Genomic DNA, 16,288 nt, shown 5'->3' with positions numbered 1-16,288 from the left:
AATGAACATGAGCAAGCGGATCCTGCACGCCTCCCTCGCGGCCGGAGCGGTCGCAGTGACCATGCTGGTCACCCTCGCTCCGGCGAGTTCCGCCGCGACCGACTCCGCGCAGGCTCGCAGCCCGAAGTGCTGGGCGACGCACTACGGCCCGATACCCGCCGGCAGCACCACGTCCAACGGTGACATCTTCGACAACAGCAAGAACACCGCGGCGACTTCGCTCACCCGCAAGCACCAGCTGCCCTTCGGCACCCGGGTGAAGGTCACCAACGTGGCGAACGGCAAGTCCCTGGTCGTGCGCATCAACGACCGTGGCACGTTCAAGCACACCAAGCAGGAACCCAAGTGCCTGGACCTGACAGACGGCGCCTTCAGCAGGCTCGGCGGGAGCCTCAACCCCGACGCCGGTCACATCGTCGTCCGGCAGAAGGTACTGAACTGACCCCGCCGCCGACGGGCTGCCGGCTGATCGGCTGCCCGAGCGGCTGACGTCTCCGCGTCACGGCAAGGGTGCCCGGGTTGTCTCCTGCAGCCCGGGCGCTCCGTGTTCCGTGTGCTGCTGGAGCAGGGCGATGGCGCCGAGGGCGGTGCCTGGATCGCCGAGTCCGGCCGGAACCACTCGTGGCACCCCGTACGAGCCGCACGCGACGTGCGTATTGAGCGTGCGTTCGATCGGCTCCAAGAGTGCCCGGCCGGCGTCCACCAGCTCACCGCCGACCACGATCACGTCCGGTCCGACAGCGTGGCTCACATCGGCCAGCACCCTGCCGATGTGCGCGCCGACCCGTGCCAGAACGGCATGTGCGGCCTCGTCGCCCGATGCGAGCGCGGCGACCAGCTCCGGGACGTCTGCCGCCGTACCTCCGGCGGCGCGGTGGGCGTCGAGTACGGCTCCGATCGAGGCCACCGTCTCGAGGCATCCGGTGCCGCCGCACTCGCAGGGTTCGCCGTCGGGGTCCACGGAGATGTGGCCGAACATCCCGGAGCGGCCGTGGGCGCCGCGGTGCAGTGTGCCGGCCATCACGAGTCCGCCGCCGACGCCGTGCGACAACCGCAGGTACAGCACGTTCTGCTCGCCCGCGGCGGCTCCCCAGATCGTCTCGGCCAGGGTGGCCAGCCGGGTGTTGTTGTCGATCAGCACCTGTGCGCCGAAGCGCTCGCGCACCAGCGCCGCAATCGTGTCGTGCCGAGGCGCCCACAGCGGGCTGCGGCCCGGAGCGCCGACCGGTCCGACCACTCCGACGCCGATGCCGGTCAGGGTGCCCGGTCGCAGCGTCCCTCCCGTCAGCCCGTCCGCCAGCCGCCACGCGAGGTCGACGCGGGCCTGACACGGGGTGTCCTGGGCGTGTGGCTCACTCGCGGTGCCGGTGATCTCGCGTGCCGCGTCCATCACGGCCACCCGTACCGCCCGCCGCGCGAACTCGACGCCGAGCAACTGACCGGCCCCGGGGTTCAGGGCTAGCACCTCCGCCGGGCGACCTCGCTTGCGCCGGGCCGCCTCCGGCACCGAGGCGACAACGTTGCCATTGTCCATGAGCGCTCCGACGGCGTCGTAGAGCGTGGTGCGGGACAGCCCGCTCAGGGTGCCTAACTCTGTTCGCGTCAGCGGACCGTGCTCACGCAGCAGGCGGAGCAACAGGGCCTCATGTCCTTGGCGTGACCGGGGCGGATTCCCGTGCTGTCGCGGCATGCGCGGTGGGGCGGAGGTCGGTGTCGTCTCAGTCAGCATTGCGGAAGGTATGTCCCGTCTTCGAGCACAGCTGTGACGTGGAAGGTCGGAGGAGTCCGTCCTTTGTGCGGCGCGAAGCTAAGGGATGTCTTTGTGGGAATTCTGTGGCTTCCGATGTGACGGCCCGTCGGGTGCGACGCGGGCCCTCACGGGTGCTCGATCGGGCAACGCCGACAACCGTGGCGCCGCACGGGACGCCCCAGTTCCAGCTAGCCCAGCGAGGCCTCGAGCTGTCGGTATTCAGGCAGGTCGATGCCGGTCACCTTCTTGCCCTCCGCCAGCATCCAGTTGAGGATGCGGGGCCGGCTCAGCGTCCAGTTGCGCATGCGGAGTCCGAAGCTGCCCGGGGCGAGGAACCTGCCTGTACGGTCGCCGCCCTTCTGGCAGCGCTGGGCGTACTCCCGTAGGAGGCCCTCGTAGCGGGTGAAGGCGGCGGCGTGGTCACCGTCGGCCGCTGTCAGTTCGCCGGCGAGCGCGTACGCGGCGACGATACCGGTGCCGGTGCCCATGCCGCCGATGGTGGCCCCGCACGCGGCGTCGCCGACCAGGGCGACGCGCCCGTTGGACCAGCTCGGGACGTCGGCGCGGCTGATGGAGTCGAAGTACAGGTCGTCCGCCTCCCTCAGGGTCGCCAGGAGCCGCGGCACCTGCCATCCGATCCCCGCGAAGGCCTCGGCGATGATCGCCTTCTGCCGCTCCTGGTCGTGGCGGTCGTAGATCAGCTGATCCGCGGCGAAGACGAAGAAGGCTCCGGCTGTCTGCGGATCCTGCTTGCCCGTGCCGACAGCGGCGAAACGCCCGGGCACGTTGACGCCGACGGACCCCTCCCCGAAGCCGACACCGAGGTGGTTGGGCAGGCTCCAGGCGGCGGCGTAGTACCCGAGGTGGGTGACGTACTGCTCCTCGGGCCCGAAGGCGAGACGACGGATATTGGAGTGCAGCCCGTCGGCTCCGATGACGAGGTCGAAGGTGCCGGCCGCGCCGCTGCGGAACCGGACGTGGACGCCGGCGTCGTCCTGCCGGAGCTCGGCGACGGACTCGCCGAAGCGGTACTCGGCGTACGGCAGGCTGTGTGCGTGGAGGATGCGGGCGAGGTCGCCGCGCAGTACTTCGATGTCGCCGCCGGCGAACTCGGCGGGCAGACGGAGCCGGGCCCGCCCGGTCTCGTCGACGAAGGTGATGGGGCTGCCGCCGGTCTGGACCCGGCGGAGCTCGTCGAGCACGCCCATGCGTTCCAGCACGGTCAGGTGCGTGTCGCCGCGGAAGTCGACGGACTGCCCGCCCTTGCGCAGGTGCGGGGCCAGTTCGACAACCGTCACCTCGAAGCCGTGGCGGCCGAGCCAGTAGGCCAGCGCGGGACCGGCGATGCTCGCACCGGAGATCAGGACCTTCTTGCCCATGGAACCCACCCCTCCTCTAACTGTGTCCGATGGACGCTGTTTATTTTTGTGTACGATAGACACAGTTTTCGGCGGCTGGCAAGTCCGAAGGGACGGGAGGGGAGAAGCCGTGGCGGACGAACTGATGCGGTTGCTCTGGGGCCCGCACCCGCAGCCAAGGCGCGGCCCCAGGCCTGCGCTGAGCCTGGACGGCATCGCACGCGCCGGGATCGGGATCGCGGACTCGGAGGGCTTGGCGGCCCTTTCGATGCAACGGGTCGCGGAACTGCTCGGCAAGACGAAGATGTCGCTGTACCGGTACGTCCCGGGCAAGGCGGAACTGGTCGCGCTGATGGTCGAGACGGCGATCACCGCCCCGCCGGAACCCTCGGCGGGCGACTGGCGGTCGCGCCTTACCGACTGGTCCCAGGCCCTCTTCCAGGTCTTCGCACGGCACCCCTGGCTGCTGGACGCGACGGTGGGCCCACGCCTGATGGGCCCGAAGGAAACGGCCTGGACCGAACGGGCCCTCACCGCACTGGACGGCAAGGACCTCACGGGCAGTGAGCGGCTGGACGCGGTCGTCCTGCTGTCCAGTCACGTCCGCGGCATCGCCCAGCACTCGCGCGCCAGTGGAGCGAAGGGTGCCGAGGCACAGCTCATCGCGGCCCTCGACAGTGTGCTGCGGGAGCACGGCGACGACTACCCGTCCCTGCGGACCGCGATGACCTCCGCGGCCGAGGGCCGGGATCAGGCTCTCACCTTCGGAGTCGAGCGCATCCTGGACGGCTTGGAGGCACTGATCGCACGGCGCGTGGCTCAGCGGCCGCGCGGATAGGACGTGGGCTTGGAGTAGGGAGCAACACAGGCACTACGCACGTCAACCCGTTGTCCAGCGACGGAGTTTCTCGGGGTTGCGAACCACCCAGATGTGCTTGATCCGGTCGCCCGCGACCTCGAACGCGAACACCGTCACGGTGACGCCGTCTTGCTGGGCCACCAGGCCGGGCTGACCGTTGACCGTACGCTCCAGGAGCGTCATGTTGCCGGGCCTTCGGCGGGCGATCTCGACCCAGGCGTGCGCGATCCGCTCGCCGCCTTCGATGGGGTGCAGGAAGGTCCTGGCGAGGCCGCCGCCGTCGGCGATCGCCGTGGCGTCGGGGTCGAGCAGACCGATGAGGGCGTCGATGTCCTTGGCTTCCCACGCCTGCTTGAAGTCCCTGACGATGCCGGCGCGCTGGGCTGCCGGAGTCACGGAAGGCTGTGAGGCCCGGATGCGGCGGCGGCCCGAGCAGGCCAACTGGCGGCAGGCCGCCGGGGTGCGGCCGACGATCTCGGCCACTTCCGCAAAGGTGTGGCAGAAGACATCGTGCAGGATGAACGCGACGCGTTCGGCCGGGGTCATCGATTCGAGCACGACCAGGAAGGCCAGGTTGACCGACTCGTCCAGGGTGACCCGGTCGGCCGGGTCGACGGTGGCGCCGCCCGGCCGCCCGCTGATCCACTCCGTACGTTCGGGCAGCGGCTCGGGGATCCATTCGCCCACGTAGGTCTCCCGCCGGGCCCGGGCGGAGCTGAGGAGGTTGAGGCAGATGCGGCTGGCGACCGTCGTCAGCCAGGCGCCGGGGGACTCGATGGCGTCCTGCTGCTGCCGGGTCATGGCGTACCAGCGGGTGTACGCCTCCTGGACGGCATCCTCGGCCTCGGCGAGGGAGCCCAGAAGCCGGTAGGCGAGATTGATCAGCTGACGCCGCTCGCTCATGATCGCGTCCAGGCTCGGATCGGGCCGACTGTGTCCTGGCTCGGATCGGGTGGTCATGGTACCGACAGCTCCCTTGGTCGCATCTGCCTTCACCAGTCCGACAGGACAGCGCACCGGAATGTGAGGCCGGCCGTAGTTGCCGACCATCTTCGTGGGCAGGGGCACGTCCTGGGATCCGACTCGCATGGGTTTCGGCTTTCGTCCATCTGCTGAGGCGCAGAGCGGACGTTGCGGAGAAGTGACCGACGTTTCCCCGGCATGGGCGGGTGAATCGTGCGGCGGGCGGCGGTCAGCAGCTCCGCGCCCGCCTCGTACCCGAGGGGCCCTGCGGGCAGCTGGCGAGGTGCGGGAAAGGGCCGGGCCGCGGCCTTCGGCGGCACCGCGGGGTGGAACGTCATCGCCGACTCCCACTGCGCGGTCATGCCGCCCCCGGCGGCCACGATGGACCCGGTCAGGAACGACGCCTCGTCGCTGCACGGGAACAGCGCAACCCTGGCGATCTCCTCCGGGGTGCCGAGGTGGCCGATCGGGTACTTGACGAGGGTCTTGGTGAGACCGGCGTGCAGGTGGCCGGCGCCCCGGGCGCGCAGCATCGACTCCCTCAGCGGCGGGCGGCGAGGTCGATCGCCATCGAGCGCGTCAGCGACCCCACGGCACCCTTCGCGGCGCAGTACGTGGCGATGTTCGGCACCGCCACCAGCGCGGAGACCGAGGCCTGGTTCACGATCACTCCGCCGCCCGCGGCCATCACCATGTACGGGCGCGGCCGCCTTCGACACCGCTTCGGCGATAGACCCGCTGCTGTTCACACCCGCGTTGTTGTGGACGAGGTCGAGCTTGCCGAGTTCGGCCGCGGCATGCTCGACGGCAGCGGTCGGCGCGGCCGCGTCCGGATGATCGACGAGTACGATGTCGGCGCCCGATTCCTTGAGCTCGGTGACGAGCCTCTCTCGGCGGACGATGTTGATCGTGCGAAGCCCGCGCTCCTTGGCGACGAAGGGCAGCGTAACCGTGTCGCCGGGGCGGACCGGATAGATGCCCTGCGCGAGCTGATCCAGGCACCCCGCCCTATTCGGTGCTGGTGCGACCCGGCAGGAGGGCCTCCACGGCGCGCTCGACCGCCGTGATGCGGTCGGCGAGCCCGGCCGTGTCGGTTTCGGGCCGGTTGCGCAGCAGCAGCTCGATCTGGGTCAGCTGCTCGGTGATCTCCGTGAGCCGGTCGGCGTCTCCCGTCATGGCGCGCATCGCCAACTGGCGGTTCTTGTGGTGCAGATCGAGAAAGACGTTGACTTTGGTACGCAGTACCCATGGATCGATGGGCTTGGTGATGAAGTCGGTGGCGCCGATCGCGTATCCCCGGTAGGCGTAGTCCGTACCGGCCTCGGTTCCGGTCACCAGAATGATGGGCACGTCCTTGGTCTGGTCGAGGCGCTTGATGTTGGCGGCGGTCTCGAACCCGTCCATGCCGGGCATCCGAACATCCAGGAGGACGACTGCGAACTCCTGGCGCAGCATCGCCTTCAGCGCTTGTTCCCCTGAGCGCGCGCGGACCAGGTGCTGGTGCAGCGGGCTGAGTACGGCCTCGAACGCGATGAGGTTCTCCTCCATGTCGTCGACGAGGAGGATGCTGCACTGATCGGCCGGGTTGGTGGTCATGGCGCGTTCCCCGGCGGATCGTCGGCACCGTCTTTGTGCCCGCCCGGCGGTTCGTCGGAGGCCTCGGGGCCCTGCACCGGGGCCTCCGACGCATTCTGCGGGTCGAGCAGATCGCAGATCACCGACAACAGGCGGTCGACGTTCACAGGCTTGGGCACGTACTCGTTGGCGCCGCTGTCGATCGCCTTGTCGCGGTCTCCCGGCATCGCCTTGGCGGTGAGCGCGATGATCGGCAGGTGGGCGAGACGAGAGGCGCCCCGTATGGCGCGGATCGTATCGTACCCATCCATCTCGGGCATCATGATGTCCATGAGGATCAGGGATACGTCAGGGCACCGCTCCAGGACCTCGAGGCCCTCCCGGCCGTTCTCCGCGTACTTCACGGTGATGCCGACCCGCCCCAGTACGTGAGTGAGGGCGAAGACATTGCGGATGTCGTCGTCGACGATGAGGATGCGACGGCCTGTCAGGACACGACCGGGGCGCCCGCTGAGCCATTCCTTGAGCCGCGTCGTCTCCGGCCAGGTGTCCTCGCGCCCGTCGGCGGCCCCCGAGGTCGCCCTGTCCATCAGGTCGTCCGTGTGGCGGTCCGGAACCCGGACGTCGGCACCGCAGTTCCCGGCACCGTCGAGCACATGTCCGGCTGCCGTATCCTCGGCGGCCGCCGTCGGCACCCGGGTCTCCACGGGCAGCGCGGGTGGGAGGGCGACGGCGCGCGGGTCCGCCGGGGTCAGTTCTGCCGAGCCCCTCGAAGCGGGGGCGCCGGGGTAGTGCATGGGAATGTAGAGGGTGAACCGGGAGCCGACACCCGGCTCGCTCTCGGCGACGATCTTCCCGCCGAGCATCCCGGCGATCTCCCGGCTGATGGACAGGCCGAGGCCGGTGCCGCCGTACTTGCGGTTGGTGGTGCCCTCGGACTGCTGGAACGCTTCGAAGATCATCGGAAGCTTCTCGCTGGCGATACCGATTCCGGTGTCCTTCACGGAGAACGCGATGACGGCTTCCGCGTTCTTGAGCGTCTCCTCGGCGAACTGTTCTCCCGGCACCCGGTTCACGTACAACTCCACGCTGCCGGAGTGGGTGAACTTCACCGCGTTGGACAACAGGTTGCGCAGCACCTGCTGGAGGCGCTGCTCGTCGGAGTACAGCTCGCCCGGTACCTCCTTGTCGACCGTGATCTCGAAGCCCAGACCGCGGTCGATGGTGAGCGGCCGGAACGTCGCGTGGACGTAGTCGAGCAGCTTGATCAGCGGAAGCGTCTTCGGATGCACGTCCATCCGCCCGGCCTCGATCTTCGAAAGGTCGAGGATGTCGCTGATCAGCTGGAGCAGATCCGAACCCGAGCGGTAGATGGTGGTCGCGAACTGCACCTCCTGTTCGGTCAGGCGTCCGTCGGGGTTGTCGGCGAGGAGCCGGGCCAGGATCAGCAGCGAGTTGAGCGGCGTGCGCAGTTCGTGCGACATGTTCGCGAGGAACTCCGACTTGTACTGCGAGGCGGTCGCGAGCAGGGCGGCCTTGTCCTCCAGCTCGGCGTTGGAGCGCTGGAGCTCGTCCGACCGCTCGCGCAACTCGGAGGTGAGCCGCTGGGACTGCGACAGCAGGGACTCCGTACGTGAGTTGGCGATGATCGTGTTGATCGAGACGCCGATCGTGTTGGCGAACTGGTCGATGAAGGCCAGGTGCACCTCGTTGAACTTGCTGAGCGACGCCAGCTCGATCACTCCGAGCACCTGGTCCTCGAAGAGGATGGGCAGGATGACGATGCTGGCCGGGTAGGCCGTGCCGAGCCCGGAGTTGATGGTGATGTAGTCGGGCGGGACGTCCATGATGAGGATGCGCTGTTTCTCCTGCGCCGCCTGTGCGATCAGTCCACGACCCGGCGTGCCGGTGCCGGGGAGTGGGCTGCCCCCGCCGGCCTGGTCGGCGCCGTACCCGGCGATGAACTGGAGGCCCTCGCCGCAAGGCGCCCCTGCCTCGGCCAGGAAGAACGCACCGAACTGCGCGTTCACCAGCGGGGTCAGTTCGCGCAGGATCAGGTCGGCGACCTCCACCAGGTCACGGTGGCCCTGCATGAGCGCGGCCATGCGGGTGAGGTTGGACTCCAACCAGTCCTTGGCACGGGTGGTTTCACGGAGGTTGGAGACCATGAGGTTGATGTTGTTCTTCAGTTCGGCGACCTCACCCTGTGCCTCGACCGTGATGGCGCGGGACATGTCGCCCTGGGTGACCGCGCTGGCCACCTCCGCGATCGCACGGACCTGGGTGGTGAGGTTCAGGGCCAGCTCGTTGACGTTGGTGGTCAGCCGCTTCCACGTTCCGTAGACGCCCTCGACCCGGGCCTGACCGCCCAGCTGCCCCTCGCTGCCGACTTCCCGGGCGACGCGGGTGACCTCGGACGAGAACGAGGAGAGCGTGTCGACCATCGTGTTGATGGTGGTCTTCAGCTCCAGGATCTCGCCGCGCGCGTCCACGTCGATCTTCTTCGACAGGTCGCCCTGGGCGACGGCTGTCGCGATCTGGGCGATGTTGCGGACCTGCGAGGTGAGGTTGTCCGCCATGAAGTTGACGTTGTCCGTGAGGTCCTTCCACACCCCGGACACCCCACGGACCTTCGCCCGGCCGCCCAGCCGCCCCTCCGTGCCGACTTCGCGGGACACCCGGGTGACCTCGTCGGCGAACGCGCGCAGCTGCTCGACCATCGTGTTCACGGTCTCCTTCAGCTGCAGAATCTCGCCGCGGGCATCGACCGTGATCTTCTTCGACAGGTCGCCGTTGGCGACCGAGGTGGTCACCTGGGCGATGTTGCGGACCTGGGAGGTCAGGTTCGAGGCCATGAAGTTGACGTTGTCCGTCAGCTCCTTCCAGACGCCCGACACCCCGCGGACCTGCGCCTGTCCGCCCAGGTTGCCCTCGGTACCGACCTCGCGCGCGACGCGTGTGACCTCGTCCGCGAACGCCGAGAGCTGGTCGACCATGGTGTTGATCGTCGACTTCAGCTCCAGGATCTCGCCCTTCGCCTCCACCGTGATCGTCTTGCCCAGGTCGCCCTGGGCGACGGCGGTGGCGACCTGGGCGATGTTGCGGACCTGCGAGGTGAGGTTGTCCGCCATGAAGTTGACGTTCTCCGTGAGGTCCTTCCACACCCCGGACACGCCGCGGACCTGCGCCCGGCCACCCAGTCGCCCCTCGGTGCCGACTTCGCGGGCGACGCGTGTGACCTCGTCCGCGAACGCCGACAGCTGGTCGACCATGATGTTCACGGTGTTCTTGAGCTGCAAGATCTCGCCCCGGGCGTCCACCGTGATCTTCTGGCTCAGATCGCCGTTGGCGACCGCCGTGGTCACCTGGGCGATGTTGCGGACCTGGGAGGTCAGGTTCGAGGCCATGAAGTTGACGTTGTCGGTGAGGTCCTTCCACACGCCGGAGACAGCCGGTACCTGTGCCCGGCCGCCCAGCTGCCCTTCCGTGCCGACCTCGCGGGACACCCGGGTGACCTCGTCGGCGAACGCGCGCAGCTGGTCGACCATCGTGTTCACGGTGAGCTTCAGCTCCAGCAGCTCGCCGGTCGCCTCGACCGTCACCGTGCGGGTCAGATCGCCGCGTGCGACCGCCGTGGTCACCACCGCGATGTCGCGCACCTGCGCGGTGAGCCGGGAGGCCATCGTGTTGACGGCCTCGGTCACATAACGCCAGTCGCCGGCCAGACCCTGCACCTTGGCACGCCCGCCGAGACGACCATCGGTACCGACCTCCCGCGCGACGCGGGTCACCTCGCCGGTGAACAGCGACAGCTGCTCCACCATGCGATTCACCCCACGCCCCAGGCGCCGTAGATCGCCACGGAGCTGGCGCTTGCCGTCGTGCAACTCGGCGCGCTGCGTCAGATCACCGTCAGCGACGGCATCCAGTACGCGCGTGGCATTGACGACCGGGACGGCCAGTGCTTCCAGCAGTGTGTTGGCCGCTTCCACACTCGTCGTCCACTCACCCTGGCCGGGGCTCGCCGCGAGTCGCTCGTCCAGCCGGCCCTGGCGGACCACATCCCGGCGCACGCGCTCGATCTCGGCGGCCAGGTGCGCATTCCGCGTGACGATCTGGTTGAACACCCCCGCCATCTCGGCGAGGACCCCTTCGGGCAGGTTTCCTATGCGTACGGTGAAGTCGCCGTCACAGAGGGAATTCATGGCCGCGAGCAGCGGACGCAATTCGGCCACCCTCACCCACTCGCCGTCCGGGACGGGGGCGGGCCGACCTGTTGCCTCAAGCTTGGCGCCAGAGGGCCCCTGCCCAGGGAGCTCGTGGTGAAGAGAAGCGAGTTCAGGCTGGGTGGCGGATTCCATGGCGCCCCATTCCGCTACTGGCAAAACGTATGATTGCACCGCTTAGAGTACATTCGTCCTGTATGTGCCGACAGTGAGATTGGCCGGGAGTTATCAGTGGGGCCGTACCTTGATCCGCGTGCAGCCGTGGCGCGGACGCGTATCCCTGCCAACGAGCTCGCAGCCTCGGCCGCGCGCAAGTTTCTGCGTGCTGTGCTCGCCGAGCGGACCACCCTGCTCCTCCTCGGGACACCGGCCATCAGCGACCGGCTCGTCGATGACGCCGTGCTCCTCGTCAGCGAGCTGGTCACCGGCGCTGCCACTCACGCCGGATCCGAGGTCGAGGTGGCGTGCCGCATCGAGGCCGGCCGTGACGCCACGGCCGATTCCACGCACGGCGAGGCCGGGTGTGCAGGTGTCGTGGTCGAGGTGGTGGAGTGCGGTCCCGCCGGCTCCCGTGGCAGTGGAAAAGGCGTACAGAGCCATGTGCACGGCTATGGCCGGCAGCTGATGCGCACACTCGCGGAGTCCTGGGGCACGACCTACCGGCGCACCGGGAGGACAGCCTGGTTCCGTCTGGAATGCGTGATGGTGCCCCCTCTCGCCATCACGGAGCAAGGCGTCGCCGACTCCCTCACCGAGCCCGTCCGCCGCCTCCCGGCCCCTGAGCCCGTCCGCCGTCTGCCGGCCCCTGAGCCCGTTCGCCGTCTGCCGGCCCCCGAGCCCGTTCGCCGTCTGCCGGCCCCCGAGCCCGTCCTGCCGCGTGACCGCCGGGGCCGCAGTGGCGAGTGGGCCGAGCGTGAAGGGCAGTCGTTCCTGGCCGAGGCTGGAGAGCTCCTCGCCGGACAGCTGGACGACGACATGGTCGCGGCGCTCGCCGGACAGCTCCTCGTCCCCAGGCTCGCCGACTGGTGCGGCGTATGGCTGACCACGGACAACGCCGAGATGCGGCTCTCCCATGTCTGGCACAAGGACGAGCGGCACATCCGCACACTCCGCCTGGCACTGGAGAAGGACCGTCCGTCCGCCAGGCTGAGCACGACCGGTGTCCCATGGCCCTGGCCGGAGTGCGGAGGCGCCGGGAACACGGGCGGCTCCGCGCTGGCGTTCCCGCTCGTCTCGGGCGGCCGGTGCCACGGCACGCTCCTGATCGGCCAGGCGGGACTGCCTCAGCTCACCGCCGGCGTCGTACGGCTCGCGGAGGACGTGGCCCGACGCGTGGCCCAGGCAGTGGTCATCGCCCGGCATTACACGCGGCAGGCAAGCATCAGCCGGATGCTCCAGCGCAGGCAACTGCCCCCGTCCCTGGCCACCATTCCGGGCATCGACACGGCGATCGTCTACGAGCCCTGCGGTGAGGACCAGACCGTCGGCGGGGACTTCTACGACCTGTTCCCGATGGGAGACCACCGTTGGTGCTTCCTGCTCGGCGACGTGTGCGGCCACGATCTGGAGGCGATGTCCGTCACCGGCCTGGCCCGGCACCTAGTACGGCTGTTGGCACGCGAAGGCCATGGCATCGAGTCCCTGCTGAACCGGCTGAACCTCGCCATGGCGGAGGAGGCCGCCGAAGCCGTGGCGTTCCGCGGCGAGCGGGAAGGCTCCCGCTTCCTGAGCCTGCTGTACGGGGAGTTGGAGCCCGACGTGGTCACCGGCGGCGCGCGTTGCATGATAGCCAGCGCCGGGCACCCGCCGCCGTTGCGACTGTCGACGGACGGGTTGGTGACTCCGGCCGCGGACTCGCAGATGCTGCTCGGCATCGATGAGCATGCGCAGTTCCACGCCAACTCCTTCACCCTCGCGCCCGGTGAGACGCTGCTGTGCGTGACCGACGGTGTGACCGAACGCCGCAGAGGCATAAGGCAGTTGGACGACGACGATGGCCTTGCGGCCGTGCTCCGGGGATGCGTGGGACTCGGCGCGAAGGCCGTGGCCGAACGAGTCCGGCAAGCCGCTCACGACTTCAGCACCGAGCCGATCGACGACGACCTCGCCGTACTGGTGCTGGAGGCGGCGCCGGTACTGGGGAGCACGGCGGGCGCGGGAACGGTGGCGACGTACTCCGGGGCGGCCGGACCCGTCGACACCGCCGGTCTTCGCAAAGGAGGGCGATCAGTCTGGCGACCCGGACAGCGCCGGTGATGTCCACGATCGAGGACGGCACGGCGGCGGCGCGGTCTGCCGCGCTTCGTCCGCCGGGCTGCCCTTGAACTGTTGGGTCGCCATCGGGTTGCCCGGTCACTGGAAAGTGCGCTCGTCCATGTCAGCGGTCACTCTCCCGGTGGCGTGGATGGAGCCGAGCAGGTTGAGAGCCTCCGCGCTGGGGCTGCCGGATTCGGCCTGGTAGATGATGAGTTGCTGCCCCGGGGCGTCGCGTACGTCGAAGGCCAGGTAGGTGAGGGTCAGGGGGCCGACGTCGGGGTGGAGCAAGTGCTTGGCGTCCTGGGTCTTGCCGCGCACGGCGTGCGCCTTCCACAGGCGGCTGAAGTCCGCACTGTGCTCGCTGAGGACACCGACGAGTTTCCGCAGCCGCGGGTTGTCCGGGTCGAAGCCGGCCGCCCGGCGCAGGTGGCCCACGGTGGCCTGAGCCGTACCGCTCCACCGGGTGTAGAACTGTCGGCCCGCCGGGTCGAGGAAAGTCATGCGGGCCAGATTGTCTGCCTGCTCGAAGGGTGAGTAGAGAGCCTGGGCCAGGGCATTGGCGGCCAGGACGTCCAAGGTCGGGTTGATGACGAACGCCGGGGCGCCCGGGTAGCCGTCCATCAGCTGGCGAAGGGCGGGACTGACCCGGTCCGTGGTGTGAGCGAACTGGCTGCTCGGCGCCGTCCCGGCCAGCCGGTGCAGGTGCGCGTGGGCGTCGGGGTCCAGTTGCAGGACGCGGCCGAGCGCGTCGAGTACCTGGGCCGAAGGGTGGCGCTCGCGGCCCTGTTCCAGGCGGGTGTAGTAATCCGCGTTCACCCCGGCCAGGACGGCGACCTCCTCACGGCGCAGTCCTGGGACTTTGCGTACCCCGTAGCTCGCCATGCCCACGTCCTGCGGTCGCAGCGCCGCCCTCCGCGCGCGCAGGAACTCTCCCAGATGGTTGTCGGCCATGCGCCCAGGCTAGGCCGCAGGGGTGGTGTGGTGCCTGGGTGCACTGCACCCAGGCACCACACGTCCTGGTCGGCGGTCTTCGGCCCGTTCAGACTCGGTCGGGCAGGACAGATCCGTACCCATGGACGAGGGGAGCCCGTCATGACGGGGAACACACCGCAGGGCCATGCCGACGTGGTCGGCATGTGGGTGACCGCGGACGGTCACATCCGCCAGGAGCTTCGGGCGGACGGCCGCTACGACGAGGCCCGCGGCAGGCGGCGCAGCGCTTACACGGGCCGCTACACGGTGACCGGCAGTCACCTCGAATACGTCGATGACTCCGGATTCACCGCCACGGGCGACATCCGCGACGGCGTGCTCCACCACGAGCACCTCGTCCTCTACCGAGAGGAAACCCAGGCATGACAGACATGTCCAAGGTCGTGGCGGTGACCGGAGCGAGCAGTGGGATCGGAGAGGCGACGGCCCGCCGGCTTGCCGCCGACGGCCACCGTCTGTTCCTCGGAGCCCGGCGCACCGATCGTCTCGACGCGCTGACCAGGGAGATCACCGCCGCAGAGGGCGCCGCGGCGTTCCAGCGGCTCGATGTCACAGATGCCGCCGATGCGCGGGCCTTCGTGTCCGCCACCCGCGAGCGGTACGGCCGAGTGGACGTGGTGGTCAACAACGCGGGAGTGATGCCGCTGTCGCCGCTGGAAGCGCTGAGGGTCGACGAGTGGGACCGGATGATCGACGTGAACGTGCGGGGAGTCCTGCACGGCATAGCGGCCGCCCTGCCCGTGATGCGCGCTCAGGGCGGCGGACACATCGTGAACATCGCCTCCGTCGGCGCGTACGAGGTCTCTCCCACCGCCGCCGTGTACTGCGCCACCAAGTTCGCCGTCCGCGCGATCTCCGAAGGACTGCGCCAGGAGTCCACCGGGAACATCCGGGTCACCCTCGTCTCCCCGGGCGTGACCGAGTCCGAACTCGCCGACAGCATCTCCGACCCTGCCGCCAAAGCCGCCATGCAGTCGTACCGTGCCGTAGCGCTGCCCGCTTCCGCCATCGCGGACGCGATCGCCTACGCCGTTTCCCAGCCTCCGCAGGTCGACGTCAACGAGATCGTCGTCCGTCCCGCCGCAAGCGCCCAATGATTCCTCTCGGAAGGAACCGGCGGTCTCGGTAGCGCCCCTACCTGGAACTGTGGCTTCCACCACGGCGGACGTGGTCTTCTCCTGGTGAGATCATCGGGTGCTTGGATTCCTCCTCCGTCGCCTGCCGTTCTGGGTCCGCGAGCCTCTGTTCATCGTGCTCGGTTCTGTTCTCGGCGTACGCATCATGTATCTCGCCGTCCGCGATCACGACCGGATCGCGGCCGGTCTCGGCATCGTCTTCCTCGTGTTCACCGCGATACGTGTCCACGCGGTGGTCCAGGCCCTGCGCGCACGCCGGAACGCAGGTCCGGCGGCCTCCGCGGACGGGGCGACGGCCGATACCGGCGCCCAGACCCGGGCCGAGACCCAGGTTCAGGCCCAGGCCGCAGCTGGGCCGGGGCCCGGCCCGGTCGGTCCGGTCGGTCCGGTCGGTCCGGTCGGTCCGGTCGGTCCGGAGAAGGAACCCAACGCGTGGGGCCAGGCCGCCGCGGCCGTAGCCGTGTTCGGGGTTCTCGGGGTCGTGCTGTGGGTGGCTCCACGGGTGCTGCCGTCCGACGACGGCGCGCCGCAGCACGCCTCGTGTTCGAGCGCGGAGCACGAGGAACTGCCGAAGGCCTACAAGGAGACGCCCCGGGCTGTGACCGGTGACGAACTGTGCAAGGCGCTCAACCGGCCCGACCTGGCCGAGCTCCTCGGGACGCCTGGAGAGACCGCGACGACGGCTTCCGGCACCAGCAACACCGCTGCCCTGACCGACGGGAAGGTCGCCCAGCCGGAGGCCGAGATCGCGTTCGACACGTACACCGTGAACGTGTCGGCCACTTACAGCGAGCTGTCGACTGCCCAGTACGTGAAGCTGATGAAGTACGGGGAGGAGAAGAACGTCAGGACGCTCAAGGTTCTGGGCAGGCCCGCGGTCTTCTCCTCGGACCACACCATGAAGTTCAAGATCAATCTGGGAAGCGGCGGATCCGGCGGACCGGTTGAGGAAGGCCCCATGGCCAGGACGCTGTCCGTGGCGCTGGACCGGAAGGACCGGGGCGGCTACGCCGACATCACCGTGTGGAGCGAGTCCGGAGCCCTCCCGGACGACAGCGTTCTCCTCGGCATCGCTGAAAAGGTCCTCCCGGCGATCCCCGAACGAACCGCTCGCTGAGACGTCGGAGAGGAGGCGGCTCCGTGCTCGGAGGCGGAGGCCGGACGTCCCGCCG

General features: G+C 69.1%; 13 protein-coding genes and 2 pseudogenes. 6 read left to right on the top strand and 9 right to left on the bottom strand.

Annotation, left to right across the window (positions count from 1 at the left end; translation table 11 throughout):
- The first annotated feature begins 7 nt into the window (after positions 1-7).
- A complete protein-coding gene (locus ABZ915_RS29505; RefSeq protein WP_361809506.1) occupies positions 8-442 on the top strand; it encodes a septal ring lytic transglycosylase RlpA family protein in 435 nt (144 codons plus the stop codon).
- Between the two features lie 57 nt (positions 443-499).
- On the opposite strand, the gene ABZ915_RS29500 is transcribed toward ABZ915_RS29505, so the two are convergent.
- Together ABZ915_RS29500 and ABZ915_RS29495 are read right to left on the bottom strand one after the other, a co-directional pair.
- Entirely contained in the window at positions 500-1,534 is a 1,035-nt protein-coding gene (locus ABZ915_RS29500; RefSeq protein ID WP_361809504.1) for an ROK family protein, read from the bottom strand.
- A 404-nt stretch (positions 1,535-1,938) separates the two neighbouring features.
- Positions 1,939-3,129 (bottom strand): FAD-dependent monooxygenase, encoded by a 1,191-nt coding sequence (locus ABZ915_RS29495; RefSeq protein ID WP_361809502.1) that lies wholly within the window; start codon positions 3,127-3,129, stop codon positions 1,939-1,941.
- Positions 3,130-3,238: 109 nt separating this feature from the next.
- Between ABZ915_RS29495 and ABZ915_RS29490 the strand changes: the two genes are divergently transcribed.
- Positions 3,239-3,946 carry a TetR/AcrR family transcriptional regulator C-terminal domain-containing protein gene (locus tag ABZ915_RS29490; RefSeq protein ID WP_361809500.1) on the top strand — a complete coding sequence of 236 codons (708 nt, stop codon included), beginning with the start codon at positions 3,239-3,241 and terminating at the stop codon, positions 3,944-3,946.
- Positions 3,947-3,988: 42 nt separating this feature from the next.
- Here ABZ915_RS29490 and sigJ read toward each other — a convergent pair whose 3' ends face one another.
- The 6 genes and pseudogenes from sigJ to ABZ915_RS29460 form a co-directional block, all read right to left on the bottom strand.
- Positions 3,989-4,927, bottom strand: coding sequence for an RNA polymerase sigma factor SigJ (sigJ, locus tag ABZ915_RS29485; RefSeq protein ID WP_361809498.1), 939 nt, complete (start codon positions 4,925-4,927; stop codon positions 3,989-3,991).
- Positions 4,928-4,959: 32 nt separating this feature from the next.
- Positions 4,960-5,463: an SDR family oxidoreductase gene (locus tag ABZ915_RS29480; RefSeq protein WP_361809496.1), complete on the bottom strand. Its 504-nt coding sequence runs from the start codon at positions 5,461-5,463 to the stop codon at positions 4,960-4,962.
- A gap of 8 nt (positions 5,464-5,471) precedes the next feature.
- Positions 5,472-5,636, bottom strand: a pseudogene (locus ABZ915_RS29475) (SDR family NAD(P)-dependent oxidoreductase); the annotation flags it as partial.
- Between the two features lie 25 nt (positions 5,637-5,661).
- A pseudogene (locus ABZ915_RS29470) lies at positions 5,662-5,832 on the bottom strand (SDR family NAD(P)-dependent oxidoreductase); the annotation flags it as partial.
- Between the two features lie 106 nt (positions 5,833-5,938).
- Positions 5,939-6,526: a response regulator gene (locus ABZ915_RS29465; RefSeq protein WP_361809494.1), complete on the bottom strand. Its 588-nt coding sequence runs from the start codon at positions 6,524-6,526 to the stop codon at positions 5,939-5,941.
- Entirely contained in the window at positions 6,523-10,710 is a 4,188-nt protein-coding gene (locus ABZ915_RS29460) for a HAMP domain-containing protein (protein ID WP_361809492.1), read from the bottom strand. Before ABZ915_RS29460 ends, ABZ915_RS29465 begins: the two co-directional genes overlap by 4 nt.
- 297 nt (positions 10,711-11,007) lie before the next feature.
- Between ABZ915_RS29460 and ABZ915_RS29455 the strand changes: the two genes are divergently transcribed.
- Positions 11,008-12,987: a SpoIIE family protein phosphatase gene (locus ABZ915_RS29455; RefSeq protein WP_361809714.1), complete on the top strand. Its 1,980-nt coding sequence runs from the start codon at positions 11,008-11,010 to the stop codon at positions 12,985-12,987.
- A 96-nt stretch (positions 12,988-13,083) separates the two neighbouring features.
- Here ABZ915_RS29455 and ABZ915_RS29450 read toward each other — a convergent pair whose 3' ends face one another.
- Positions 13,084-13,938: a helix-turn-helix transcriptional regulator gene (locus ABZ915_RS29450; RefSeq protein WP_361809490.1), complete on the bottom strand. Its 855-nt coding sequence runs from the start codon at positions 13,936-13,938 to the stop codon at positions 13,084-13,086.
- 141 nt (positions 13,939-14,079) lie between these two features.
- Between ABZ915_RS29450 and ABZ915_RS29445 the strand changes: the two genes are divergently transcribed.
- From ABZ915_RS29445 to ABZ915_RS29435, 3 genes are all read left to right on the top strand, one after another.
- The gene (locus ABZ915_RS29445; protein ID WP_361809488.1) at positions 14,080-14,346 is read left to right on the top strand and encodes an Atu4866 domain-containing protein; all 267 of its coding nucleotides are present in this window, start codon (positions 14,080-14,082) and stop codon (positions 14,344-14,346) included.
- Positions 14,343-15,077 carry an SDR family oxidoreductase gene (locus tag ABZ915_RS29440; protein ID WP_361809486.1) on the top strand — a complete coding sequence of 245 codons (735 nt, stop codon included), beginning with the start codon at positions 14,343-14,345 and terminating at the stop codon, positions 15,075-15,077. Before ABZ915_RS29445 ends, ABZ915_RS29440 begins: the two co-directional genes overlap by 4 nt.
- Before the next feature lie 97 nt (positions 15,078-15,174).
- Positions 15,175-16,233 (top strand): DUF6215 domain-containing protein, encoded by a 1,059-nt coding sequence (locus ABZ915_RS29435; RefSeq protein WP_361809484.1) that lies wholly within the window; start codon positions 15,175-15,177, stop codon positions 16,231-16,233.
- Positions 16,234-16,288: the final 55 nt, after the last annotated feature.

The sequence above is a fragment of the Streptomyces sp. NPDC046915 genome, assembly GCF_040644935.1.
GTDB lineage: Bacteria > Actinomycetota > Actinomycetes > Streptomycetales > Streptomycetaceae > Streptomyces.
Note: the sequence above shows the minus strand (reverse complement) of the source record. Positions and strands in the feature narration are given on the sequence as shown.